Raw genomic sequence first — 22,081 nt, 5'->3', positions numbered from 1 at the left:
ATACATTTGTACCAATAATTTCTTTTGCTGTCGAAGTTGAGTGTCCATAATAAGATAGTGTTGGTTTGCAGCACCTGAAGCAGGGCGGTCACATCAGAATCAATAGGGGTGCTTTATTGCTAATAAGCTCAAATACAATCGCATTAAGCTATACTTATTGATAGCAGTTTAGGCGTTAGTCTAGCCCTTCACAGGTGTTGCTTTAAGGCTTGAAAAAGAAATCAAATGAAAAACGCTAATTTTTTCCTTGGTTTTTATGGTTAGTCGTGAGCAAGAGCAATTTAGATGCGTTTGTCCTGGAGGATAAGCCAGTGACCGAGTTTGCAAACAAGATAGCTATTGTCACTGGTGCAGCCAGAGGTCTTGGTGAAGCCATTGCTGTCAAGCTGTACGAAAACGGTGCGCGGGTCGTTCTGGCAGACATCAATGCCGAAGGAGCGCAGGAAGTAGCTAGGCGGTTGGATTCATCTGGCAGGCGGACATACGTTATTGAAACTGATGTGTCTGACCATCGGGCTGTGGAGGCAATGGTAGCCGAAACGGTGGAGCGATTTGGCGGGTTGAACCTAGCAGTCAATAATGCTGGCTTTACCGGGCCGCATGGGATTAGTACGGCCGATTATGAGATTGAATGGTGGCATCGTGTGATTGCGACTAATCTTAACGGCATTTTCTTTGGACTAAAATACGAAATTCCAGCAATCATCCAAAGTGGTGGTGGGGCAATTGTGAATATGTCATCTGCCGCGGGTGCGGTCGGAGTGGCGGGTATTGCTCCCTATGTCACTGCCAAGCACGGCATTATCGGTCTGACAAAGGCGGCAGCATTGGAATACGCAAATCAGGGCATCCGGGTGACTGCAATCGGGCCAGGTTATGTTGATACACCTCAGATGCAAGAGTTGCCAGAGTCAGCGCGAAAGCAGATGGCTGACTTGCATCCTTTAGGTCGCCTTGCACGAACTGAGGAAGTCGCAAACATGGTTAGCTTCCTATTGTCCGAGCAAGCCTCTTTCGTCACTGGCAGCTTCCACCTGATGGATGGTGGTTACACTGCCCTCTGATTACTAATTAATTGACTTGCGTGCAATCGCAATACATAATTTTTTCTTCTCTAATCTATTTCTCTAACTGCCTATTTTTAGCCAACCAAACACTTGAGAAATTGTAACTTTGACCAGACCTTACTAACCGAAGGATATGGTGGCTGCTGATAGAGCGCTGATGAAAGGAAATCTGGGAGACAGAGCAAGAATGCAGTAGTAACCGCGCATTATCAATTTTCGTATGTCGCTAGATTTTTACTCCTTTTTCCCTTTGCTAATAAGAGTTATTAATGCTAAATTTCCAATATTTGCAATACTTCAGGGTAATTTATGAATAAAGGTGAACTAGTGGATGTTGTAGCAGCCAAAGCCAACGTCACAAAAAAGCAAGCTGATGAAATCATCAGTGCTTTTTTGTCAGTAGTTATCGAAGCTGTAGCGAATGGAAAGAAGATAACACTGGTAGGGTTTGGGTCATTCGAGCGACGCGAACGCTCAGAGCGTGAGGGACGTAATCCCAAAACTAATGACCCAATGACAATTCCAGCTACTAAAGTTCCTGCGTTTTCTGCTGGCAAGGCGTTTAAAGAAAAAGTAGCGCCATAGATGAATTGCTCTATCACTAGCAATTCAATCACTGCAAAGCTGTAGCAATTGCTGTTCTCAAGAGAGGATATGGCAATTTAGGGGAAATGTGAGTATTAAATTGCGGATGTTGCAGATGGCAAAGACGCGCAAGCGGCAAGCCGAGTAACATCGCTTACGATTACTGCTTAGTGCTACGATTGCTGAGTCCAAATTTACTTACATATACAAAAAAAGTTGTTTGAGCTATTAGAATTCCGAGTGCTGTACCTGCAAATGCTGCCTGAGCTTGAAAAATTGCAAGCTCATGAAGGTTTTGGGGTTCAGGCCCGAATTCTAGATGGAATTGCCATCTTGCTGCTTGTGGGTTGGTAAGAAAACTCAGAAATAGACTTAGAATATAGCCAAGAACCGTAAATAATAAAGCTGTAGGAATAGTCAGTTTTAAGTTTTGAAAGAGTAACGAGCGCATGGAGAAAATTGTTTAACTTTAAAGTTTTTACAACTATTCTGATAGTTACACAATTAATGAATTAATTACGAATTACCAATTAGTAATTATTTAGATAGTGCCTGAATTTTCCCCTGGTAAGCAGTTGCTCCCAAAAGTAGCGCCATAGATGCATTGCTTTACCACTAGCAATCTAATCCGATGCAAAGCCGTAGCACTCGCTGTTTTTCAGGCCGCATGGGGCAACGGTAGGGACAACGTGAGTGTGGAATTGTAGATGTTACACAAGTGCGATCGCTGTGTTGATTTTGGGCATTTTAAAATAGTGTTTACTGAGTAGGGCCGAATTACCTACTCTTTTGCTCTGACTTTTGAGGTTGTGATCTGTGTCTTGTTATTCAATAAAGCCTATATGATTAGTAATCTCATTAGTTAATTGCTTAGAGGCAACTGTTGTTTGCTTGCAGACTGTGAGGATGCGTTGGTCGTTAGCGCTAATAAGTTTGATTTGATGAAAATTAGATAGGTTAATTTTCATATTTTCAGTTTTTGCTTTATTGGAACTAAGTGATTTAGCAGAAACTGTGTTGTTATTCTGTTTTCCTGTAAAGCAACTAAACTCAGAATTAGGATAGTACAAAGCTCCGACAATATTTCCTTGTTGACGTTGTAATAATAAGTAGGCTTTCCCAATTTGATTAGGTTTAGGAGTTTCGCCGTATAAATATGTTCCATCAACAAATGGAGCCGATTTGGTTGAGCTATTTGGCAAACTTTGTCCACTTGAAGAAGGAATTTCTAAACCGACTAAAGCTAAAGAAAGCAATATAAATGCCGCACTTTTCTGGAGTTTTGTGCTAACAGTTGCAGGTAGATTCATTTGTTTTTTCCTTGCGTTACTGTTGGTTGTACCTACCTTAAACCTCTTGTCGTTTGTATAAATCTTTCTGTCGGTAGAGATTAGGGTAGCAATATCAACTTTCAAACCCTTCCACGATTACTGCTGGTGAGAGCCATTCTTAAACCTTGCCTGGATTCTCAAAGCGGCGTTAAGTAGTTTTAGATTTCGGTTTCTTATCTCTACGGCAATGAATTCTTTGTAAGTTTCACTTGACCTTGAGGAAATTAACCGTAAGTGTCTTTGAACAGGTGTTGTGTTTCTCCAGTTGACGCAGACTAAAATAATCGCATTGCTAATGGGCAAGCGATCGCTTTCACCTTTGCTTGGTGTAGCCTTATGGTTGACACCAGTATATTACTAATATTATCATGTCAACTGGCGAGCGCAGTGAAAATAAAATTAAAGTAAAAATGAATATCACAGTAGATGTAACACCCATCGCTGCGTTTAGGTGGAATGAAGAAAATGCCCAAAAACTCAGGGAGCTAAGAGACAAAGCTGGATATAGTAGACAAAAGCTATCTGATGCTGTGGGAGTTTCTGTGGCTTATATTCAGCAGCTAGAGACTCCTCACGTCTTTATTAACAAACCAAAAAAACCAACTCAGATGACTGTTAGTACAGAAATTCTAGAGAAACTTTGTGCTGCTTTAGATGGGGATATCACTTCACTTATTTGGAACATAGATTACAACAGCTAAGAGAATTATCTACTACGCTTACCAGCTAAAACTGCTTGACGAACACTGGTGAGCGTAGTAATATAGTAATCATAAGAGAGGAGACGAGCGCGATGCCTCTTTTGAAAAACAAAGAAGCGCTCAAAATTCAACCCTTATAAATCGAGTTAATCACGAAACCTAAAACCAGCCGCCACCGGGACTAGCAGCCGGAAGCCAAAAACTTGTATTGCTCAAGCCACCGGAGATGATTCCGATGACCAACCAAGTCTAAAAACTGGTTGTAAAAAACTTCAATTTTTGCAGAACAAAGGCGATTGTGAACTCCTCAATCGCCTTTTCAATTGTTATTACGCGGCTGTACAGAGGACACGGTTACATCCCAATATCTTCTCTACAGCTTTGTGCTGTCTGGTGTTTTGATATCAGTTAATACGCTTTACCCTTGAACACTTTTATAAGGCTTCGCCAATTCTAGATTGAGAGTGTTGTGCTTGCACAACAAACTGACTAATAAAAATAGGGCGATCGCCGCTCTGGAAAAGTATGCGATCGCCCTTTTACCCATTTAGAGGTATTTCTAATGATTACACAAATTTCAGCCCCTACACCAACAAAAGATCCGCTAACGAACAGCGATCGCCAAATCATCGCAACCATCGTCAATCAGTCGGACTACTCAAAAGAGTGTAAGCCCGAAGATGTAGTGACTATCTGGATAAACTCGGATGATATCGTGTGGGTAAAAATGATCCACGGCTATGCTCGTTACCACAAACAATCTTTCAAACGCGCTGTTGCAGAGGTAAAAGCGAGTCTTTCTGCTCCAGTAGAGCGCAATCACAAGGAAGAAAAGGAATTAAAACAAGCTTCTGAGAAAATAGGCTTGTTAGGTGATTGTGATTGGCTATCGTTGAGCGTCCAGTACTATCCTGACAAGTTAATTGGTCATGCTGGCTGTTATATCTCTCACAAGGCTCGAATATTAACGCCATCGGCTGAATGGGACTTCACCCTGCCGAAGTGGAATATGCCTGCTGCCATCTGTCCAGATTGTGGTGGGCATGGGTGCGGTAACTGTGGGTATCGCGGTACTCGTGCAGAAGACTTGTGTACGCCAGTGGACGGCTATCGACTGACCTATGTAGGATGCACTGACCTCCAGACGGCTCACAATGTATATCTGGATGGTGAGTTCTTGGGCATACTCTTCAAGGTCAGAAATGCTGATGAGTTATGGGAAAACGACCCCAAGACCTACTATTGGCGGTGTGGGGATGGAGTACGGTACTGGAGTGTGAAAGAGGCTGTAGAAGCACTGTCCAGGGTAACTGCTCCGATTGAACTGCCGCAAGTTTGTCGAGAGTTGGTAGCGGCGTAAGTGAAATGGTGGGTATTAATGCCCACCATGCAACCATAACTAATCCTTGTAAAATAAAACACAGTTCGCTCTTACAAAATGACCCAACAACCTCACCAACCTCACGACAAATTTGCCAAAGAATTTCTAGAGGAATTATTAGCTCCTTTGGGTGAAGTAAAAATTAACAGGGAAGTAACGGATGTAACCAGATTTGTAGATGTATTATTTTTACCTTCCCCACAAGCCCAAGCAGAAAATCTAGGATTGCTGGGAAGAATTGCTCTACTCAATACAACGCTACTGGAACCATTTCGGAATCAGCCCAGCAGGACGGAAGTACGTAACTGTTTCATGAAGTTGTTCACTGTGATTGCGGATTCTCAGCGCAAAGCCAAAAGAGAAGAAACTACCATTAGCGAAGATGATTTAGCTCGTTTGTGGATTTTGACACCTAGTGCTTCAGCCTCTCTGTTAGCAGATTTAGAGGTTAAGTTAGACTTAGAAAAGTGGATGACTGGAGTTTACTTTTTTCAAGAATGTTTCAGAGGCGCGATAATAGCGATCAACGAGTTACCCGTTACAGAAGAAACTCTATGGTTCAGGCTTTTGGGAAGAGGGACAGTACAACAGCTTGCAGTAAGTGAACTGGTTGCCCTTCCACCAGAGAATCTTGTCCGCCGTAATGTTTTAGAAATGGTTTACAGGTGGCGTATCAGTGTAATGACACAAACAGACTTAACAGAAGATGACCAGGAGTTAATCATGAACTTAACAGAAGCTTATCAAGAAGCAAGAGCGCAAGCGGTACAAGAAGGAGTACAACTTGAACGCCGTCAAGTTGTAGAAAACTTGTTAAGATTCCGGTTTGGTTCTGTGGATAAAGAATTAGCAAGAGTAGTCGATAGTTTATTGCAGTTAACACCAGAAGAATTTACTCCGCTATGCCTTCAGTTATCCCGTAATGAGTTGTTGCTCAGGTTTAATTCACACGGATAATCTTAATCTAATAACTTAATAACTGTTTTATAAAGCGCTTTTGTCTCAACAGGAGCGCTGTTTTATTGGCTCTGTAGTTGATAGATACATCTGAAGCCAACGGCTTCGCCAATGAAAGCGTGAAATGTATTGGTATTGAACAATGAACCCTCAAGAAAATGCTGAACTACTTGCTGCCCTGATGCGCCAAGAAGAATTGCTCAAGCAGTTAGTCGCAGCAATCAATAAGCCGAAATTGGGATTGCACAGTGAAGCTGGCAATTGCAAGATATATTGTAATCGCCAGCACGGAGGGCTATGGTACACACTAAATGGTGAACCGAGTGATGTCCCTCAAACTGCTTTAACTGGATATCTTAAAGAACTGCGGTTTGAGAATACAGAACGCCGTAAAAAAGAAACCTGCAAGTTGCTGATAACTATGCAAGCAGACCGGACATATATTTTAGAATCAGGCTACGATACGCATTTCTCAAAGTGCATACTTGCGGCGATCGCAACTTTGACCCCAGAACAATTGTATTCTCCCATCACACTACAGCCTACTCCGGGTACGACAGATGAAAACGTGTTGTTCTGTCGGGTATGGGTTGGGTCGGAATTAGTTATGGCATCCTACAACGAGGAGACGAACTGGCGTGAGGTCAGCAAGCAGGCAATTGCTGTAACAAAAGCTGCTCTTGAGATGGTGTTTTAACGAAGTCGGAAATAGGAAGTCGAAAGTCGGAAGTGAAAACAACGATTTCAAAATAAAGGGGTTAAAATTCCGACTCCCAATGCCAAAGCTCGTAATGAAAAAGAGGTTTAAATTCACATGGAAAAACTGTACTTGCGACTTCCGACCTACGACTTCCGACTTTGTTTTAACTCGTTGTAAACAGAGTTTTGGCAACTGTAATTAGAAGTTGCTCAAACTTTGTCTACAGCTAATACGTGCTGTTCAACTATTCACAGCTAATCACAAATGACTATTACAATCGTTCATCCCAGTATCGAAAACTTACAGCAGTTTTCTGACTCGTTCGACATTGAGAAATTATTGCAATATAAGGGAATTCTGCCGTGGCTTTTAGCAAATGGTTGGAACTACGATAATGAATCTTGTCTGATTGCAAATATTATCGATGAGTCTACAAGCCTGGATCAAATTTGGGAATCAGACGAGTTTGATTTTAAGGCTCTGCCTGATGAATTAAAGGAAAAACTTCATCAGATTTTTGAGCATTTCTATCTGTAATCTTCTGTCACTCTCAATCAATAATTAACGCAAATGTAACGAGTTATTCGTGAAAAACTCTACAGTCAGATTTAATTAGCCTGACTGTAGAGAAAATCGATTCCACGATAAATTATGGCACACTTCACTGCTAATAAGATGGAAACAAATTTGATTAAAGTGTATGATGCGACACTATTAAGCTCATCAAAAGTTTACCAAATTGAGGGTACGCTTTCTCGATACTTGGGTGATGAAGGTAGTATACAGCATCCACAGTATTTATTTGTACCTCTGCCAAATCAAAGGAAAAAAGTCAGCTTTTGGCTAAACCGAAACAAACTCATGACTCGTTGTTATGAAGTCGAAGGCATGGTTTATAAAAAGCCTGTGGTACAGGATAATTTGCAACAACTTCAACTATTTTGAGTCATGTCAATACATAAACCGCCAGTTATTAAAAGACCTGTTCGACTACAAAATAGCTCTACAAAAGTAATCTATAGGGCTACTACAGACATTCGCTCTCTTGAGAAATCACCACAAAGAAAGCTTCGCTTAATCGAAAGTGAAAAATAATGATTGAGGTCAATAATAATGGTACGAGCAATTGACAACCCTATTGCTGTGAATTTCCTAACTGATGCAGTAGTCGAGCGCCACAATTTCTCGCAATTAAATAAAACCCGTATTAGATTTCGCATTCAGCTAAAGAAAAGTACAAAGTCTGCTGCTCCTAAATGGGCAGATGTCTTAAAAGCTGAAGTCTCTGAAATTGAATCAGACCTCGTGAAAGTTACAAATTCTGAAGTCGGTTTGCGAGGTATCAAGGTATTTAAAAAGCTTGATGAAGCTGCTGCCCAATTGCGTCAAGAGATTGCTTCGGTTCAAGAATGGATGTCTGCGGATACTGGTGATTGGATTTGTCCAATTGATTTAGCTCCACTTGTTTGGAGCCAACTGCTTAATATCAGAGATAATATCGCCCCAGGACTGCGTAATCAGCTAAAAGTTGATTATGAATCAGGACTCGAAGATTATCAAGAGCGAATTGACCAGTTCCTCTCACTTAACACTTGGGAATTAGCACAGGATAAGCAAGAGTCAGTCAAAGCCAACTTGTTAAGAGCATTCCCAACTCTCACTGATCTCGAAGACTATTTGCAGGTCATTATTGGTCGCCCAGTGATTATTCCTGCCCTCTCTGAACAACTCAATCAGCAGCAAGCTGAGTGTCTAGACCAGATTACCAAGTTCATTCAGCAGTATGACCAAAATCTGGAGCAACGATTAAGGGAATCAGCCCTGGCAGGTGGTGAACAACTCGCCGCCCAATTGCTTGAAGAGTTGGCTGATTGGGAGCCAGGGAGGAAACCCATACAGTTTAAAAGGAAAATGGAGCGTCATCTGATGAAGGTTCAAGTGCTACTGGCAAACGCTTCACCGGAGGCAGGCAGTAGCTTGGAGGCGATGATGGCGCACTTGGATTCTATAGTTAACGATCCGGCGATTGAGTCGAAGAATCTGGGTTCTGATACGCAAAGTCTTTTGCAGCAAAAGATGCAAGAAATCCGCATCAAGTTGTTAGATGAACAACGCAATCTACAATCACTTGCAACTGACGACGTGGGCTTATCGAAAGCTACCGTGATGTCCTTCAAGTTTAGGTAAAAAACAGTCTTGGGCGAGGGTGAATTCGCTCAAGACTAACTAATGAATTGGAAATGTGGTGTTCACCTCAAAAAGGATATCTCACTTCTACTATTTCTCAAACCAGTTTTACAACTAAGGAGATAACTTGTGTCGCATTTCTCAACAGTCAAAACCAAATTAAGCAATCACAAGTGTTTGGTGCAAGCTCTCACGGATCTAAACCTATCACCACAAGTTCATGAAACAGCACAGCCACTAAAAGGCTACTACGGTGGTTCTCAAGGACAAAGCGCTGAAATTATCGTATCTGGTCGTACCATAAAAGCCCGTGCAGACATCGGATTCAAGTGGAATCAGTCAAGCGGTGTGTACGAGGTAATACACGACAGTTATGAAACAGTTCCGAAGCTGGGCAAAGACTTTTTCAGCAATAAACTAATGCTGGCTTACGGACAACGGATGGTTCGTGTCAAAGCTGCCGAGTTACAAGAAAGGTTTGGTGAATGTGCGATCGCTGAATCAACTAACGGCACTGTGCAAACTCTACGCCTAACCTTTGCCGGACATCAAGAAGTTAAACAATTTGCACGGAGATAAATTATGGAACGCTCAATACTGATTCATTTTGACAGCGCTACAGGTGAAGTTCGAGTGGAAGCGGAGGGATTTGAGGGTTTGAGTTGTTTATCGGCTACACAACCGTTTGAAGAAGCACTTGGAGTTGTGGAGGGCGATCGCATTTACAAGGATGAAGCCCAAACCCAACAACTTCGGACTACGAACAGCAGCCAAACACGTTTGCGTCAGTAATCAACACGGGGGAATCAACTTTCTTCCCCCCTCAAAAACAATCATGAACGAATTAGCTAAAGAATACCCATTTGTTCACGTTTATGCCCAGCAAAAACCAAGACAACCCACGATCATCAAAGCTAGTACAGAGGGTTTGTGCGTACTTTTGAATGCAATAGTAACAGCGATTGCCTACCAAGAGAACAACGGTATAGCAGAAGTTTTTGACGGCGATGCCGAAGCCTATGAGGTGATCGTAAAAGTCGTAAACACACACGACGAATTATCTCCAGTTCCTTATCAAATTGAAAAACAATGAAACTTTCAAATCTGCTTTCCACGCTCGATTCACAAATTCCGATCGCAGCGCTTGACGTGCTGTCTCCTGATGAAGCGACGATTATTCAGTGGCTGACTACTGAAGCTAACAATAAGCTCTCATGTCCGGTGTTCTTCTGGAATCTGGGAGTATCAACCTTGGAGCAATGTTTAATTGCAGCAGATGGGGGATTGGTGTTTAAGCCAGTTGCAGAGTATAAAAGACCACAACATGCTGATCCATTGTTATATGTATTTGATTACATTGCCAATTTTAGTAGTGATGGAGTCTTCATATTAAGTGACATTCACTCGTTTATTGGTAAGAATTCGCCAACATTATCTTGGGAGATTGTTAGCAAAGTTAAGAATCTCTACCACCGTCTCAAGCCGACTGATAAACGCATTGTGCTGCTGGGTCAAAACATTCAATTACACGAGTCACTTGTACGCTTAATCCCTTACTGTGAAATTCCTCTACCGGGAGTTGAGCAAATACTACTTCATATCAATTCTTATTTGCATGACCTACAACAGTCTGCTATTGAACAGGAATTGACTTTCACTATTTCCCTTAATAAAAGTGAAATTGAATCTCTTTCTCGCGCTGCTTTGGGATTAACCCTGGAGGAGATTAGCGACTTCCTGCGGTTAACTGTCAAACACAACCTAACATCAAATGGGATTTTAATTGATAGTAATTTCATACCCCAAGCAGTCGAGTATAAAACTCGGCTGTTGTCTCAAATGGGTATCGAATTGGGCAAGCCTGCTAGCATCTCCTTTGGAGGATTAGATTTGTTGCGTGAGTGGCTCAATCGACGGCGGCGGCTGTTCACACAAGAAGCGCGTGAGCTTTCCTTGCCTCAACCAAAAGGTGTGTTGCTTGCGGGGCCTCCTGGTACTGGAAAAACGAGTGTCGCTAAGAACATTGCCAACATACTCAATTTACCGCTACTCCAGCTAGACATTGCATCCCTCTTGGGCAGTCTGGTCGGTGAGTCTGAGGGAAATGTTAGACGTGCTTTGAAAACTGCTGAAGCTATTGCCCCGTGCATATTGTGGGTGGACGAAATCGAGAAAGCACTTTCGGGAACTGGTGACACGAGTGGAGTCTCACAGAGGATTCTGGGTAATATCCTCACGTTTATGTCGGAATCACAGTGTGGTGTGTTTGTCGTGGCAACTTGCAATGACCCCTCTGCACTGCCAAGCGAGCTAAAACGGAAAGGCCGCTTCGATGAAAATTTCTTTGTTGATCTTCCTACGGAGCCTGAGCGTGTACAGATTCTACAGATTCATCTACAACGCTTTGGCATTCACCTGGAATCAGAGTATTTAGAAGCAGTTGCAGCCAACAGTGCGAAATTCTCCGGCGCTGAATTAGAAACTCTCGCATCTGAAGCCGCACTGTTGGCATTCGATGAGGGTAGACCGCAGCAGGTAACACTTGCTGATCTGGAAACCTGCCGTCAAACTATTACCCCACTTGCGATTCAGGACGCTGCGGCAGTCGAGCGGATGCAGTCCTGGGCATCAACCGCACGACGGGCTAGTAGTGCTGTGGTTGCAGCGAAAACTCAGTCTCTCAGGGCTGCCAAGTTTCGCAATATGAATTGATAAAGTCCGCGATTTCTCCTGTTGTGTTCAAGAGAAATCGCATTCCTCAAAAGAGACAATTGCTACACCAAAAAGAGAGTGAATTGGCTTGGATTGACAATGATATTTCTAATTTCAAGGTAAATTAAATGGCAAATACAGACTTGGTAACTTATTACGGTCAAACCGAAAAAATCGACCAGTTAGTTGAAAAACATGGTGCATATTTAGAACAACTGGATAGAAAAACCAAACTCTTGCTACGTACAACTTTGTCGCAATATATTTTCATGCAGCGAATATGTAGTCCTGAAGATTATTCTTTAACAGAAGCTTTGAAAGATGGAGACTTTGAGAGATTCCTGTGTGATGGTATTCCAGAAGTGTTAATAAATCTTTGTTCTGAGCTAAATGGACTAACAGCAGACGAAGCAGAAACGATACTTGAAGCTTTACAACATCAATTGCGTTGGGGCAATGCCCGATTATTGACGATTCAATAACTAATTACAGCATGAAAACTATGGAAACATATCTTGTTTTTGTTGACGCTGTTAACAACAGTAATAAATTCTGGGGTGCGAAAGTTGAAGGCAGTAGTTTGACTGTTGAATGGGGACGAGTGGGTTACAATTCTCAAAAGAAAGTACGTAAGGATTCAGGTGGCAGAGTATTGACAAAGGGGATACTTGAGTAGGAGTATCACAAATATGAACCAAAACCTGCCTCAAGAATTAGACCGAGAAAGCTTGAACCAGTTATCAAAAGAACAACTGGTAGAGATAATTCTTAAACAGAATAAGGTAATACGTGAATTACAGAAAACAATCTTACAACTACAGCAAGAAGTAGAACGTTTAAAAGTTAGCCGAGATTTAGATAGCTCAAATTCGTCGAAACCGCCATCTGGAGATATTCACAAAAAGAGTGAAAACAAAAAAGCTCCTCCACAAGACCAATCAAATCAGCCAAAAAAGAGACCAGGCGGGCAACCAGGGCATCAAGGTAAGACCCGTAAGGGTTTTGGGAGAATAGATCGTTATGAAATTTTACGTCCTACGGACTGTCTGTGTTGTGGTCACAAAGCATTTGCTCCTGTGGCAGTAAAAGTAGAAAAACAATCTGTAGCGCAACTAGTAGAACGTCCAATTGAAATAGTTGAATATCAACGTCACACCTGCGTGTGTGAGTGCTGTAAAAATGTACAAACAGCCGCTTGGCCAGAAGATATTATCCCAGGGCAAGATTTAGGGATAAGATTACAGGCGTTTTTAGGATGGGCAAATAATTATGCACATCTGCCTTATGAAAAACAACAAGAAATGCTCTGGGAACTTGGGGAGATTGAAATTGGGTTGGGAACTTTAGTCACCACCAATGAACGAATTACTCAAGCAATTGAACCGAGCATTAATGAATTGAGTAGTTGGGTAAAACAGACGCAACCTAACGTTCATGTAGATGAAACGCCTTGGTCAGTCAAGGGAGTTAAAGAATGGTTGTGGGTAGTTGCCAATTCAGAATTCTGCCTGTTTACTGCGGCTGATACTCGTTCTAGAGCCGAACTAGAAGCCATTTTAGGAACTCAATATCAAGGTGTCATCAGTTCTGATAACTATAGTGTTTACAATGGCTATCAAGCTTTTGCCCAACAGAAATGCTTGGCGCATCTACGCCGCCACTTCAAAAAGTTAATTCAGCTTCCCGGTCTTCACAACCAAGCTATTGGTGAAGCGTTTGTTGATTTAATTGATGAAGCCTTTAGAAGTTATGGGCGATGGTTTGAGACTCTTAACTCCACCAATTACAACGATTGGGTCAATCAATTCAAATCAAAGTTGCAATCCTCAATTGAGCAATGGATTGATAAGGCAGGAGCTACAGCAGGCCAGCTTTTACGTTCCTTGCGAGATAAAGCTCATCAATGGTGGTATTTCCTTGACTATCCTGAAGTCCCTCCTGATAATAATCAGGCTGAGCGATCGCTGCGTTTAGCTGTGACAAAACGTAAGGTTAGTGGTGGTTCACGTTCAATGGAGCGGTTTCAACACACTGCCAATTTGTTGACGGTAGTGCAGACTTGTCGCCGTCAAGGTCGGTCTGTAATTGATTTTTTTGCACAAGCACTAATGGCTGACTCTATTAATTCTCAATCTCCCCCTTCTTTGCTTCCCCAATATTAGACCTGAATCCTTACGGACATTTTACTTATACCCAACAAGAGATAACTTCTCAAGAAAGAAAAACAAGGGAAATATGTGACCAGTTAGGCATTAATTTCCCTGAAGTGGATATACAGGTTACATCACTTAGCACCCGAACACAGATTATCGCTGATGAATCTGTATTGGATCATGTAGAGCCGATTTACTTTAACGATGCGGATTGATTAAGTATATCCCTTAGTGCGGTATGCGCTGGGGGATATTTTTAACTGACTTTCAGCTTAATCGCTTGTTTGTCCTCTGGGTTTTTGCGTATGGCCTCATTTAACCACTAGAATATCTTTTCTAAATATAGAAATTTTATGTAAATTCCACCACATTCAACTGACGAAAGTTTACAATATAATTACTGAAACTAATCTAGCTACAACCAAAGGCTTTGGTTTAACCCATGACTGATAATAAACAAGTTGTCTCTCAACTCACTCAACAAAAACCAAGACGTGTTTTGGTTGTAGCTCCAAGTGAACTCACTATCCACAACCGTCACAGACAATCCTTTCAGGTACTACCCACTTTAAGCAATTACATTTTCCAAGTCATCGCTAAATTGTCTATCGTCAGCGCTATGTTGTTTGGCATCAGTGCGTTAGGCTACTGGGGATTAGAAATTGTTGAAGCTAACACAATCCCGATAATAGAAGAGAGATACGATTGGCAAACTCAAAGACATATTTGTTTCGGTTGGATGTTAGTTGCTTTTTCTAGTTTCCTTGGGAGTGCTTCTTTTGGTAACGAGTCCCACTAATTAGTTCCAAGAGAGTTAAGCAGCCTTAAAAATTAATGCGACGATAGATTTCAGTCAGGGGAATTTCTACGTTTAAACTGTGTAGCATAATCGTCATCTCTTGGTGAGAGTGAACTTGCCATAGCCAGCGATCGTTACTGTTACGATCCAAGTTGTGATACTGTTCAATGTATGGTTCAGTTTGGCTCACAAGCAGATATTCACAAAAGCTAGCAATCGAGCGATATTTTCTGAACTTGTCCCCTCGATCATAAGCTTCAGTCAAGGGCGATAGAACTTCGACAATAAGCATTGGATTGAGAATTTCATCATTGCGATTGCCATTGAACTCTGGTTCACCATTAACAACCATCAAATCGGTATAAGTCTCACACTGATATTCGGGAATCCAAACTCTCAAGTCGCTGTTATACAAACGAAAATCGGTGTCTCTCAGTAAAAACCCCAGGTAAATTAAGAAGTTGCTGGCGATGGCACTGTGAGATTCTGACCCTCCCGACATAGTAATAATCTCTCCGTTGCGGTATTCATGGCGTTCTGGGTTTGTTTCTTCCATAGCCCGATACTCGTCTAAAGCAAGGCGACTTGTTATTACTTCTGGGGGACTGCTTTGAGCAAAGACCACAATCAACCTCTTAGATAATTAGCTCTAAAACTATTATCAGCAACAGGAGGAAGAATTGCTATTTTCATGAAAAATTATGATTCAAAGCACATTTACTGGCTTAACGAACAAACTTGAAACTTTCGACACTAGAGCTAAACATATCTGTAAATATGCTCATCACCGTCCGTTCTCGCAGTTTAATATTACCACTGACTGACATCCCAGATTGCAGAAGTACTTTACGCCCATTAATTGAAATCGATTGTTGCTCCAGGCGTACTTTAGCAGGGAAACGATAGAAAGGATAAATTTGGTCTGGTGGTAAGGCATCAGATCCAATCCATACTAGTTTACCTTTGACATCGCCAAACTCACTAAAAGGAAATGAATCAATTCTGACATCAACTGTCATCCCCTCTTTAACAAAACCAATATCTTTGTTGGTGATGTAAACTTTAGCAATCAGAGCATCATCAGGAACAATTTTGAGAATTGGTTCGCTGGATGTGACTACAAATCCTGGTGTATGTGCCTTAAGTTCAAAAACTGTACCATTAACTGGGGAATTGATTGACTGATATTGAAGATTCATTTGAGTTTGACTCAACTGAGAATCATTTTCGGCAATTTTCTTATTATTTTCGACTATGGCTTTAGTAAGCTGAGAATCAATCTCGGAAATTTTTTTGTTATTATCTGCAATTTGGGTGAGCCAATCTTTACGAGAAATAGCTACAGTTGATTGCAACTTAGCTTGTGCTTGGTTAATAGCAGATTGTAAACGAAATCCTTCTTGGGTAAGTTGGTCAATTTCCGATTGAGCATTTCTCACTTCTTCTTGTTGCTTGAAATATTGAATTTTGGAAATTGCCCCATCATTCATTAACGGGGTAATATTGTCGAGAATACCTTGGTTCATTACCAAAGTGTCTTTAGTAGAAGCCAGCTTAATCTCAGTTTGTTTGAGTTGGCGACTTAATTGTTCAACTTCCAGCTTTGCAGCAGTCACACGCGCATCCAATTCCGAAGAGGTGGATACTAGACGCTCTTTTTGCTCTATAGAAAGTCCACTGGTAGAACCTGTACCATCTAGTTGGGCACGATATAATCGGTTTTCTGCAACTAGAATAGCGCGACTTTTGGTCAGGTCAAGCATTTGATTTGAAACTTTAACATCGGTGGCAGTAACTGTAGCCCCACCTGTCATTTGAGATTGATAAAATTGATTTTCTTGAACTAGAGATGAGCGAATTTTCTTTAAAGAGTCAAGTTGGGCATTAGCAGTAGTGGGGTCAAGACTGAGAAGATGTTCACCAAGTTTAACCTGCTGTCCATCTTCAACGTAAATTTCTTTAACTACGCCACCAACAGGGGCCTGTATTTCTTTAACTGTGCCTGTAGGCTCTAACTTACCAGTAGCGGAAACTGCTTCTTCAATTTTGGCGATGTTTGCCCAGACAATTGTACCAGTTGTAACAGCCATCAGACCCCAAAGAATAGCACGTGACCACTTGCGAGATTGTCTAAGAATTACAGGTTGATCGAATTTCGGAACATAACGCGGTGCTGTTGAGGGGGGTTTTGCTTGAAGATTAGATATTTCTGGTGATAACTTTTCTAAATCCTGTAAAGAAGTTATCTGTTTTAGTGGAGATGAACCATTTGTATTAGAGCTTTGTTTACCGTTTCCATTCTGACCGTTATGTGAAGACTTACCGTTTCCATTTGTGCCATTAGTATTCATAATTAGTAATAAGTTATTATTTAGTACGTAAGAGGCTGAATAAATTTAGTTAATTCTCTATTAGGTTGCTGATTGCTAAATGAAATAGAAAAATTATTCAGAAATTGCTGACTGCTGTTGATAGAGACAGTAATACAATCCATTCATCCCGATTAATTCTGCATGAGTACCTTTTTCAGCAATCTGTCCCTGACTCATCATTAAAATTACATCGGCATTTTGAATTGTTCCTAGCCTATGAGTAATGAAAAATACTGTTCTTCCCTTAAATACCTGGGCTAAATTCAAGCACACCTGACGTTCAGTAGCATAATCGAGTGCGCTGGTAGCTTCATCCAGAATCAACAGTGGTGGGTTTTGTAGTACAGTCCGAGCGATCGCAATTCGTTGTCTTTGTCCACCAGATAAAGCTGAACCTCTCTCTCCAACACGGGTTTCATAACCCGATGGTAGATTCATAATAAAATCGTGAGCGCAAGCAATTTTAGCAGCCTCTACAATTTCTGATGGTGTGGCATCAGGCATGGTCAGGGCAATGTTCTCCTGCACTGTGGTATCGAATAACAAAGTGTCTTGCAACACCATACCGATTTGTTGACGCAGGGAGTAGAGTTCTACCTTATTAATGTCATAACCATCAATTTTAATGCGACCAGAGTCTAATTCATAAAGTCGAGGTAAGAGTTTGGTTAATGTACTTTTGCCAGCACCACTTTGTCCCACAACTCCAACAAACATACCAGCTTCGATATCAAGATAAACATTATTGAGTTGCGGATTAGGGCTTTTAGCGAAGCTGAAAGTAACACTTTCGTACTCGACAGCACCGACAATAGCAGGCATGGGGATGTTATTACGTCCAGCAATTTCTGTTTCTTGGGGAGTATCGAGGATATCAGCCAAGCGTTCTAACGATAAAGCAGTTTCTTGAAAGTTCTGCCACAGTTGAATTAGCCGTAGTAGAGGACTTGTGACATAACCTGCGATAATACGAAAAGCAATTAACTGTCCCAAAGTTAGTTTTTGCTGCAAGACTAAATATGCACCTACCCATAATAAAAGTAAGCTTGATAGTTTATTGAGGAAGTTGGAAAGGGAACTAGCAGTATTGCTTGTCAGGACATTCTCAAAACTTGCACTAATATATCTTCCATAACGAGATTGCCATTGCCAGCGAGAATTCAGTTCAATATTTTGGGCTTTGACCGTTTGAATGCCTGATATTACTTCTACTAAATAAGATTGAGTTTCAGCATTGCGTTCGGCTTTCGTTCTAGTTTGGCTGCGAATAATAGGTGCAAATATAAAGGTTAACAAAGCAAATAGCGGTACTGTTGCCAGTGCTACTATGGTTAGCAGCCAGCTATAAAAAATCATTACTACAATATAAATAACAGAGAAAATAGCATCTAGAACAACAGTCAGGGCAGTACCAGTGAGGAAAGAGCGAATATTTTCTAATTCGTTGATCCGGCTGGATATTTCCCCAACAGGGCGCTTCTCAAAATAACGTAGTGGTAAACGTAACAGGTGGTCGATTACTTCACTTCCCAAACTTAAATCGATCCGGTTAGTGGTATCTACAAACAAGTTGGTACGCAGCCAAGTAATAATGCCCTCTACTATAGCCATTGCTATGAGCAGAAAACCCAGAACATTGAGAGTATTAATCCCGTTTTGAATGATAACTTTATCAATAATTACTTGGGTGATTAATGGATTTGCTAGTCCCAATAGTTGTACAAATAATGAAGCAATAAATACTTCAATAAAAACAGTACGATGCTTTTTGATGGCAGGTAAAAACCAACTTAAGCCAAATCGCTTTTGAGGAGTTTCTTTGGTCGGTTGCAGTAGAAGTACTTGCCCCTCTTCCCCCCAAGTTTCCACAAAATCGGCTGGCTTTTTACGGACAATTCCTTGTTCTGGGATAGCGAGAACTAATTCTTTCTCTGTCGCTTTGTAAAGAATTACATAGCTATCTTGCCAGGGAATCAAAACTGGTGTCGGTAGTTTAGATATGGCAACGGCAGGAACATTTACCAGTTGAGATGTCAGCCCCATTAGTTCTGCCAAAGCACCACATAATTGAATAGAAGTACTCCCTGTACGCTGAAAATTACTAACTAACGCACGGCGTAAGACATCGCGGCGAAATGGCATTCTTAAGTGTTGCGCTAGCATTTGAAAACAGGCAAGAGTTCCATCTACAGCCCCACGACCCGATATATGCGGGTATTTAATTCCTTGCCCTGGTTCTACTTCTTCTGTTTCTTCTGGGCGCTCTGGAGCGAATGGGGCGTTTGCCCAAATTCCAGTATCTGACAATGAGTCGGGGGAGAGTGAGGGAGTGAGGGAGTGGGGGAGTGAGAGAGTAGGATCAGTAAAACCAATTAAGCGAACTGACCCTGTGATATAGGCTTGTGCTTGCGTTAGATTTAGGCGATCGCCTACTACATAGTTAGACCCTTTACTGCTAACTAACCACAGCAAGTTAGGATCTAATGAAGAGAGTGGTGTTTTCCCATTTGGCAAGTTAAGAATAGTAGCTTGTTTTGTTGCAGCAATAGCCAGTTCTTTGAGATTATCTGGAATTTTACCCCGACGTTCTAATTCTGTACCCAACAGGTCAAAAACTTCAACTAAGCTGCAATAGTTGCAAAAAGCATTCGCTATAGTAGGTTCAAGTTCTAGTAAACTTAAGAAATCCGAGGCTTTTAGGGTTAGACAAAGAGTTTCAACTGACGCGATCGCAGTTTCACACGGTACACCACGCAGCAAGCTTGCCCAACCAATGATTGATCCTGGTTTTAGTAGTTGCAGGGTATCAGGGGCAGAAGCACCTGGGGCATATCCCAATAAACGGGCTTGACCTTGGTAGAGAATTGCTATTCTAGCTGGAAGGGTTTCTCTGACCAAAATTGCTTGCCCCATACGGTAGCGCAAAGGTTCAAGTTTTTCTGCAATTTTCTCAACGCTGGTTATAGAAAGCTGATTAAATGGGTAGATGCTGGCGAGAAATTCTTGAATCGTGGTAGTGCTTTTTATCATCTTGTTAACAGAGCAGTATCTAATGGGGTGATGGGGGGATGGGGTGATGAGGCGATGGGGTGATGAGGTGAAGTTGTTCTCCCTACCTCCCCATCTCCCCACCTCCCGCTCTCGGACTCCTCCTCTTCAAGTATGGTCAATTGCGCTTTGCTGATTTCTTCGGCTAACCAAGTTTCAAACAGATGATTGAGCAGTGTAGAGCGCATTGCATCATCTAGTTGAGCCGGAATTAGTTTTTCTAATCGCACAATCACAAACCACTCATCCAATTTCATCGGCGGCCATAACTGTCCTGGTTGTGAAATGCTCAGTTTCTGTGCTATTGCTGGGTGGGGTTGACTTATAGTCACAGGGCCTAACATTCCTCCTGTTTGAGCTTCTTGCCCTTGTGAATACAGTGAGGCACAGTCAGCAAATGTCTGTTCTTGGGCTTTGATGCGGAAATAGAGTTCTTGGGCCACCTCTGCATCAGATGTGCGGATTAGGGAATAAATTACTTTGTCTAGCTGAGATTTACATTGCAAAAAATAAGATTCTAGCTTTGTCCCCCAAGTGGCTTGCTTGAACTTCTCAATCCTCAGTTCTCGCGTGGCAACAGCTTCTAGTTGCTCAAGACTCATGCTGTAATGCTTTAAGACTTTTGCCTGTGCTTCTGGTGTTGTCAGTTGATTGTTTTGGTAGAATTGCTCAATAACACCGAGTTTTTCTGATGGAGTGAGTTCAAAAGGAGAGATCGCTCTTTCAATAATCACCAAACGGCACAATTGCGGCAGCATTTGGTAGCCAGCTAGCAAATGCGTAATTTCTGCTTGGCTAATTATCTGGTTGCCAATTCTTAGGTGAGCCATAGGGTGCTAGAAAGTTAGGGTAGAGGAACCTATGTAATAATTTCCCTATCGCATCATGTATTGTAGGTTCTATTTATGACAATGATAAGTATACGTATATTTCCCCAAAAAAACCTGTTACATATACTTAGAAATACTTAGAAAAACTGTTAAAAATTAAATTTTCTAAATATATTAGCTACTTTATCAAAAAAATATACTTAATTTAGTTAGTACTTAAGTAAGTATCGAAGCAATTTTAAGCATAAATTCGCTGGTGTAAATCTGAATAACGAGAGTATAAAGTTACAAGTGACCGTAAAAAACGTGTCTAGTGTCCAGTAATGGATTATGGGCCAAGAGTTTCAAGCCTACGTCAGAATCAATTGGCGCAAAACCTTTGTATTTGAATTAACAGTTATTAGAAAAGCATCATGAGTCAAAGCTTAATTACTCAAGAGTTGGGAATTATTATTGCTGCAAAAAATCATAACCCCACGCTCCTCAATCCAGATTTTCTCAAATATAGTGGTATAGTTCCGGCAGAATGGGAATTGGCTCGTCAACCAATATCGACTCAGAATGTATCCCAAATTGCTTTCACTAACGGTGTGATGATAGTAGCTGAACCGACGCGAGTCATATTTATAGAAGCTATTGAAGGTAAAGCAGCAGCAGAAATTATAGTTGCAGACATTGCTAAAAAATATGTCCAAACACTACCAAACGTAGAATACGAAGCTGTAGGTCTTAATCCCAGAAGCTACATAACTTTTGATCGACAGCAAGATGCAGCTAGTCAGTATTTAGCTAAAACGTTACTCTCTCCTGGCCCTTGGCAAGAAGTTGGGACTGCACCTGTACGAGCGACACTAAACTTAGTTTATACAATGGATCGCTGCCCATTCTATCTGACTGTCAGTGAAGCAGCATTAAGGAATCCAGACGAAACTAGTACTCCAATTGTGTTGTTCAATGGCAGTTTTAGCTATGAAGTCAAGAGTGTAACTGCACCAGAACGTCTCGGAAATTTGCATCAAATTATTGATAATTGGCAAGCAGATTTGGCAGCTTATCAAGAGATTATTAGCACCAAGTTTCTAGCTAAAGTTCCTGACAATACAACGTTGGTGCCAAATGTATTCACGATGACTGCTAGTGCAGTAGCCTAATATTTATATATAAAATTGACGATGAGGAGAAAACTCTTGGGTGTTCTCCTCGCTTTCCATTATTCAAAATCATCACAACAAGTAGATTTATCGCCTTGTATCTTGAG

At 41.4% G+C, this 22,081-nt stretch carries 23 protein-coding genes and 1 pseudogene; 18 read left to right on the top strand and 6 right to left on the bottom strand.

Annotation, left to right across the window (positions count from 1 at the left end; translation table 11 throughout):
• The first annotated feature begins 311 nt into the window (after window positions 1-311).
• Window positions 312-1,064 carry an SDR family NAD(P)-dependent oxidoreductase gene (locus RMY64_RS31055; protein ID WP_322702053.1) on the top strand — a complete coding sequence of 251 codons (753 nt, stop codon included), beginning with the start codon at window positions 312-314 and terminating at the stop codon, window positions 1,062-1,064.
• 312 nt (window positions 1,065-1,376) lie between these two features.
• Window positions 1,377-1,652: an HU family DNA-binding protein gene (locus RMY64_RS31050; protein WP_322702052.1), complete on the top strand. Its 276-nt coding sequence runs from the start codon at window positions 1,377-1,379 to the stop codon at window positions 1,650-1,652.
• 824 nt (window positions 1,653-2,476) lie between these two features.
• Here the strand turns inward: RMY64_RS31050 and RMY64_RS31045 are convergent.
• Complete coding sequence (locus RMY64_RS31045) at window positions 2,477-2,962, bottom strand: hypothetical protein (protein ID WP_322702051.1); 486 nt, start codon at window positions 2,960-2,962, stop codon at window positions 2,477-2,479.
• A gap of 389 nt (window positions 2,963-3,351) precedes the next feature.
• On the opposite strand from RMY64_RS31045, the gene RMY64_RS31040 reads away from it, so the two are divergent.
• Window positions 3,352-3,684, top strand: a complete 333-nt coding sequence (locus RMY64_RS31040; protein WP_163937968.1) for a helix-turn-helix domain-containing protein — start codon at window positions 3,352-3,354, stop codon at window positions 3,682-3,684.
• Window positions 3,685-4,102: 418 nt separating this feature from the next.
• On the opposite strand, the gene RMY64_RS31035 is transcribed toward RMY64_RS31040, so the two are convergent.
• Window positions 4,103-4,231 (bottom strand): hypothetical protein, encoded by a 129-nt coding sequence (locus tag RMY64_RS31035; protein ID WP_322702050.1) that lies wholly within the window; start codon window positions 4,229-4,231, stop codon window positions 4,103-4,105.
• 15 nt (window positions 4,232-4,246) lie between these two features.
• Here RMY64_RS31035 and RMY64_RS31030 point away from each other — a divergent pair, with 15 nt between their 5' ends.
• From RMY64_RS31030 to RMY64_RS30965, 14 genes and pseudogenes are all read left to right on the top strand, one after another.
• Entirely contained in the window at window positions 4,247-5,044 is a 798-nt protein-coding gene (locus RMY64_RS31030) for a hypothetical protein (RefSeq protein WP_322702049.1), read from the top strand.
• Between the two features lie 78 nt (window positions 5,045-5,122).
• On the top strand, window positions 5,123-6,022 hold the full coding sequence (locus RMY64_RS31025) for a hypothetical protein (protein ID WP_322702048.1): 900 nt from the start codon (window positions 5,123-5,125) through the stop codon (window positions 6,020-6,022).
• 142 nt (window positions 6,023-6,164) lie between these two features.
• Complete coding sequence (locus tag RMY64_RS31020) at window positions 6,165-6,719, top strand: hypothetical protein (protein ID WP_322702047.1); 555 nt, start codon at window positions 6,165-6,167, stop codon at window positions 6,717-6,719.
• Window positions 6,720-6,986: 267 nt separating this feature from the next.
• The gene (locus RMY64_RS31015) at window positions 6,987-7,259 is read left to right on the top strand and encodes a hypothetical protein (RefSeq protein WP_322702046.1); all 273 of its coding nucleotides are present in this window, start codon (window positions 6,987-6,989) and stop codon (window positions 7,257-7,259) included.
• A gap of 114 nt (window positions 7,260-7,373) precedes the next feature.
• The gene (locus RMY64_RS31010) at window positions 7,374-7,667 is read left to right on the top strand and encodes a hypothetical protein (protein ID WP_416212169.1); all 294 of its coding nucleotides are present in this window, start codon (window positions 7,374-7,376) and stop codon (window positions 7,665-7,667) included.
• A gap of 168 nt (window positions 7,668-7,835) precedes the next feature.
• Window positions 7,836-8,909, top strand: coding sequence for a hypothetical protein (locus RMY64_RS31005; protein WP_322702045.1), 1,074 nt, complete (start codon window positions 7,836-7,838; stop codon window positions 8,907-8,909).
• 129 nt (window positions 8,910-9,038) lie between these two features.
• Window positions 9,039-9,488, top strand: a complete 450-nt coding sequence (locus RMY64_RS31000) for a DUF1257 domain-containing protein (RefSeq protein WP_322702044.1) — start codon at window positions 9,039-9,041, stop codon at window positions 9,486-9,488.
• Window positions 9,489-9,491: 3 nt separating this feature from the next.
• Window positions 9,492-9,701 (top strand): DUF2997 domain-containing protein, encoded by a 210-nt coding sequence (locus RMY64_RS30995; protein ID WP_322702043.1) that lies wholly within the window; start codon window positions 9,492-9,494, stop codon window positions 9,699-9,701.
• A gap of 43 nt (window positions 9,702-9,744) precedes the next feature.
• Window positions 9,745-10,002 carry a hypothetical protein gene (locus RMY64_RS30990; protein WP_322702042.1) on the top strand — a complete coding sequence of 86 codons (258 nt, stop codon included), beginning with the start codon at window positions 9,745-9,747 and terminating at the stop codon, window positions 10,000-10,002.
• Window positions 9,999-11,621, top strand: coding sequence for an AAA family ATPase (locus tag RMY64_RS30985; protein ID WP_322702041.1), 1,623 nt, complete (start codon window positions 9,999-10,001; stop codon window positions 11,619-11,621). The genes RMY64_RS30990 and RMY64_RS30985 overlap by 4 nt, the downstream gene beginning before the upstream one ends.
• A 128-nt stretch (window positions 11,622-11,749) precedes the next feature.
• A complete protein-coding gene (locus RMY64_RS30980; RefSeq protein WP_322702040.1) occupies window positions 11,750-12,103 on the top strand; it encodes a hypothetical protein in 354 nt (117 codons plus the stop codon).
• A gap of 20 nt (window positions 12,104-12,123) precedes the next feature.
• Window positions 12,124-12,249, top strand: a pseudogene (locus RMY64_RS30975) (WGR domain-containing protein); the annotation flags it as partial.
• Window positions 12,250-12,310: 61 nt separating this feature from the next.
• Window positions 12,311-13,783, top strand: a complete 1,473-nt coding sequence (tnpC, locus tag RMY64_RS30970) for an IS66 family transposase (protein WP_322702039.1) — start codon at window positions 12,311-12,313, stop codon at window positions 13,781-13,783.
• Window positions 13,784-14,216: 433 nt separating this feature from the next.
• On the top strand, window positions 14,217-14,573 hold the full coding sequence (locus tag RMY64_RS30965) for a hypothetical protein (RefSeq protein ID WP_322702038.1): 357 nt from the start codon (window positions 14,217-14,219) through the stop codon (window positions 14,571-14,573).
• A 25-nt stretch (window positions 14,574-14,598) separates the two neighbouring features.
• On the opposite strand, the gene RMY64_RS30960 is transcribed toward RMY64_RS30965, so the two are convergent.
• From RMY64_RS30960 to RMY64_RS30945, 4 genes are all read right to left on the bottom strand, one after another.
• On the bottom strand, window positions 14,599-15,198 hold the full coding sequence (locus RMY64_RS30960; RefSeq protein WP_322702037.1) for a Uma2 family endonuclease: 600 nt from the start codon (window positions 15,196-15,198) through the stop codon (window positions 14,599-14,601).
• 100 nt (window positions 15,199-15,298) lie between these two features.
• Window positions 15,299-16,924 carry an HlyD family efflux transporter periplasmic adaptor subunit gene (locus RMY64_RS30955; protein WP_416212168.1) on the bottom strand — a complete coding sequence of 542 codons (1,626 nt, stop codon included), beginning with the start codon at window positions 16,922-16,924 and terminating at the stop codon, window positions 15,299-15,301.
• Between the two features lie 93 nt (window positions 16,925-17,017).
• Complete coding sequence (locus tag RMY64_RS30950) at window positions 17,018-19,975, bottom strand: peptidase domain-containing ABC transporter (RefSeq protein ID WP_322702036.1); 2,958 nt, start codon at window positions 19,973-19,975, stop codon at window positions 17,018-17,020.
• A complete protein-coding gene (locus RMY64_RS30945) occupies window positions 19,972-20,823 on the bottom strand; it encodes a peptidylprolyl isomerase (RefSeq protein WP_322702035.1) in 852 nt (283 codons plus the stop codon). Before RMY64_RS30945 ends, RMY64_RS30950 begins: the two co-directional genes overlap by 4 nt.
• Window positions 20,824-21,236: 413 nt before the next feature.
• Here RMY64_RS30945 and RMY64_RS30940 point away from each other — a divergent pair, with 413 nt between their 5' ends.
• Window positions 21,237-21,974 (top strand): hypothetical protein, encoded by a 738-nt coding sequence (locus RMY64_RS30940; RefSeq protein WP_322702034.1) that lies wholly within the window; start codon window positions 21,237-21,239, stop codon window positions 21,972-21,974.
• Window positions 21,975-22,081: the final 107 nt, after the last annotated feature.

This window comes from Nostoc sp. DedQUE08 (assembly GCF_034530895.1).
Classification (GTDB): domain Bacteria; phylum Cyanobacteriota; class Cyanobacteriia; order Cyanobacteriales; family Nostocaceae; genus Nostoc.
This window is presented reverse-complemented; position numbering and strand designations above follow the sequence as displayed.

What these genes read in the sequence shown, in the direction of transcription:
- RMY64_RS31050 (WP_322702052.1), top strand. Translation starts at nt 1,377, where the DNA reads ATGAATAAAGGTGAACTAGTGGATGTTGTAGCAGCCAAAGCCAACGTC.
- RMY64_RS31045 (WP_322702051.1), bottom strand. Translation starts at nt 2,962, where the DNA reads ATGAATCTACCTGCAACTGTTAGCACAAAACTCCAGAAAAGTGCGGCA.
- RMY64_RS31040 (WP_163937968.1), top strand. Translation starts at nt 3,352, where the DNA reads ATGTCAACTGGCGAGCGCAGTGAAAATAAAATTAAAGTAAAAATGAAT.
- RMY64_RS31035 (WP_322702050.1), bottom strand. Translation starts at nt 4,231, where the DNA reads ATGGGTAAAAGGGCGATCGCATACTTTTCCAGAGCGGCGATCGCCCTA.
- RMY64_RS31030 (WP_322702049.1), top strand. Translation starts at nt 4,247, where the DNA reads ATGATTACACAAATTTCAGCCCCTACACCAACAAAAGATCCGCTAACG.
- RMY64_RS31025 (WP_322702048.1), top strand. Translation starts at nt 5,123, where the DNA reads ATGACCCAACAACCTCACCAACCTCACGACAAATTTGCCAAAGAATTT.
- RMY64_RS31020 (WP_322702047.1), top strand. Translation starts at nt 6,165, where the DNA reads ATGAACCCTCAAGAAAATGCTGAACTACTTGCTGCCCTGATGCGCCAA.
- RMY64_RS31015 (WP_322702046.1), top strand. Translation starts at nt 6,987, where the DNA reads ATGACTATTACAATCGTTCATCCCAGTATCGAAAACTTACAGCAGTTT.
- RMY64_RS31010 (WP_416212169.1), top strand. Translation starts at nt 7,374, where the DNA reads ATGGCACACTTCACTGCTAATAAGATGGAAACAAATTTGATTAAAGTG.
- RMY64_RS31005 (WP_322702045.1), top strand. Translation starts at nt 7,836, where the DNA reads ATGGTACGAGCAATTGACAACCCTATTGCTGTGAATTTCCTAACTGAT.
- RMY64_RS30995 (WP_322702043.1), top strand. Translation starts at nt 9,492, where the DNA reads ATGGAACGCTCAATACTGATTCATTTTGACAGCGCTACAGGTGAAGTT.
- RMY64_RS30990 (WP_322702042.1), top strand. Translation starts at nt 9,745, where the DNA reads ATGAACGAATTAGCTAAAGAATACCCATTTGTTCACGTTTATGCCCAG.
- RMY64_RS30985 (WP_322702041.1), top strand. Translation starts at nt 9,999, where the DNA reads ATGAAACTTTCAAATCTGCTTTCCACGCTCGATTCACAAATTCCGATC.
- RMY64_RS30980 (WP_322702040.1), top strand. Translation starts at nt 11,750, where the DNA reads ATGGCAAATACAGACTTGGTAACTTATTACGGTCAAACCGAAAAAATC.
- tnpC (WP_322702039.1), top strand. Translation starts at nt 12,311, where the DNA reads ATGAACCAAAACCTGCCTCAAGAATTAGACCGAGAAAGCTTGAACCAG.
- RMY64_RS30965 (WP_322702038.1), top strand. Translation starts at nt 14,217, where the DNA reads ATGACTGATAATAAACAAGTTGTCTCTCAACTCACTCAACAAAAACCA.
- RMY64_RS30955 (WP_416212168.1), bottom strand. Translation starts at nt 16,924, where the DNA reads ATGAATACTAATGGCACAAATGGAAACGGTAAGTCTTCACATAACGGT.
- RMY64_RS30950 (WP_322702036.1), bottom strand. Translation starts at nt 19,975, where the DNA reads ATGATAAAAAGCACTACCACGATTCAAGAATTTCTCGCCAGCATCTAC.
- RMY64_RS30945 (WP_322702035.1), bottom strand. Translation starts at nt 20,823, where the DNA reads ATGGCTCACCTAAGAATTGGCAACCAGATAATTAGCCAAGCAGAAATT.
- RMY64_RS30940 (WP_322702034.1), top strand. Translation starts at nt 21,237, where the DNA reads ATGAGTCAAAGCTTAATTACTCAAGAGTTGGGAATTATTATTGCTGCA.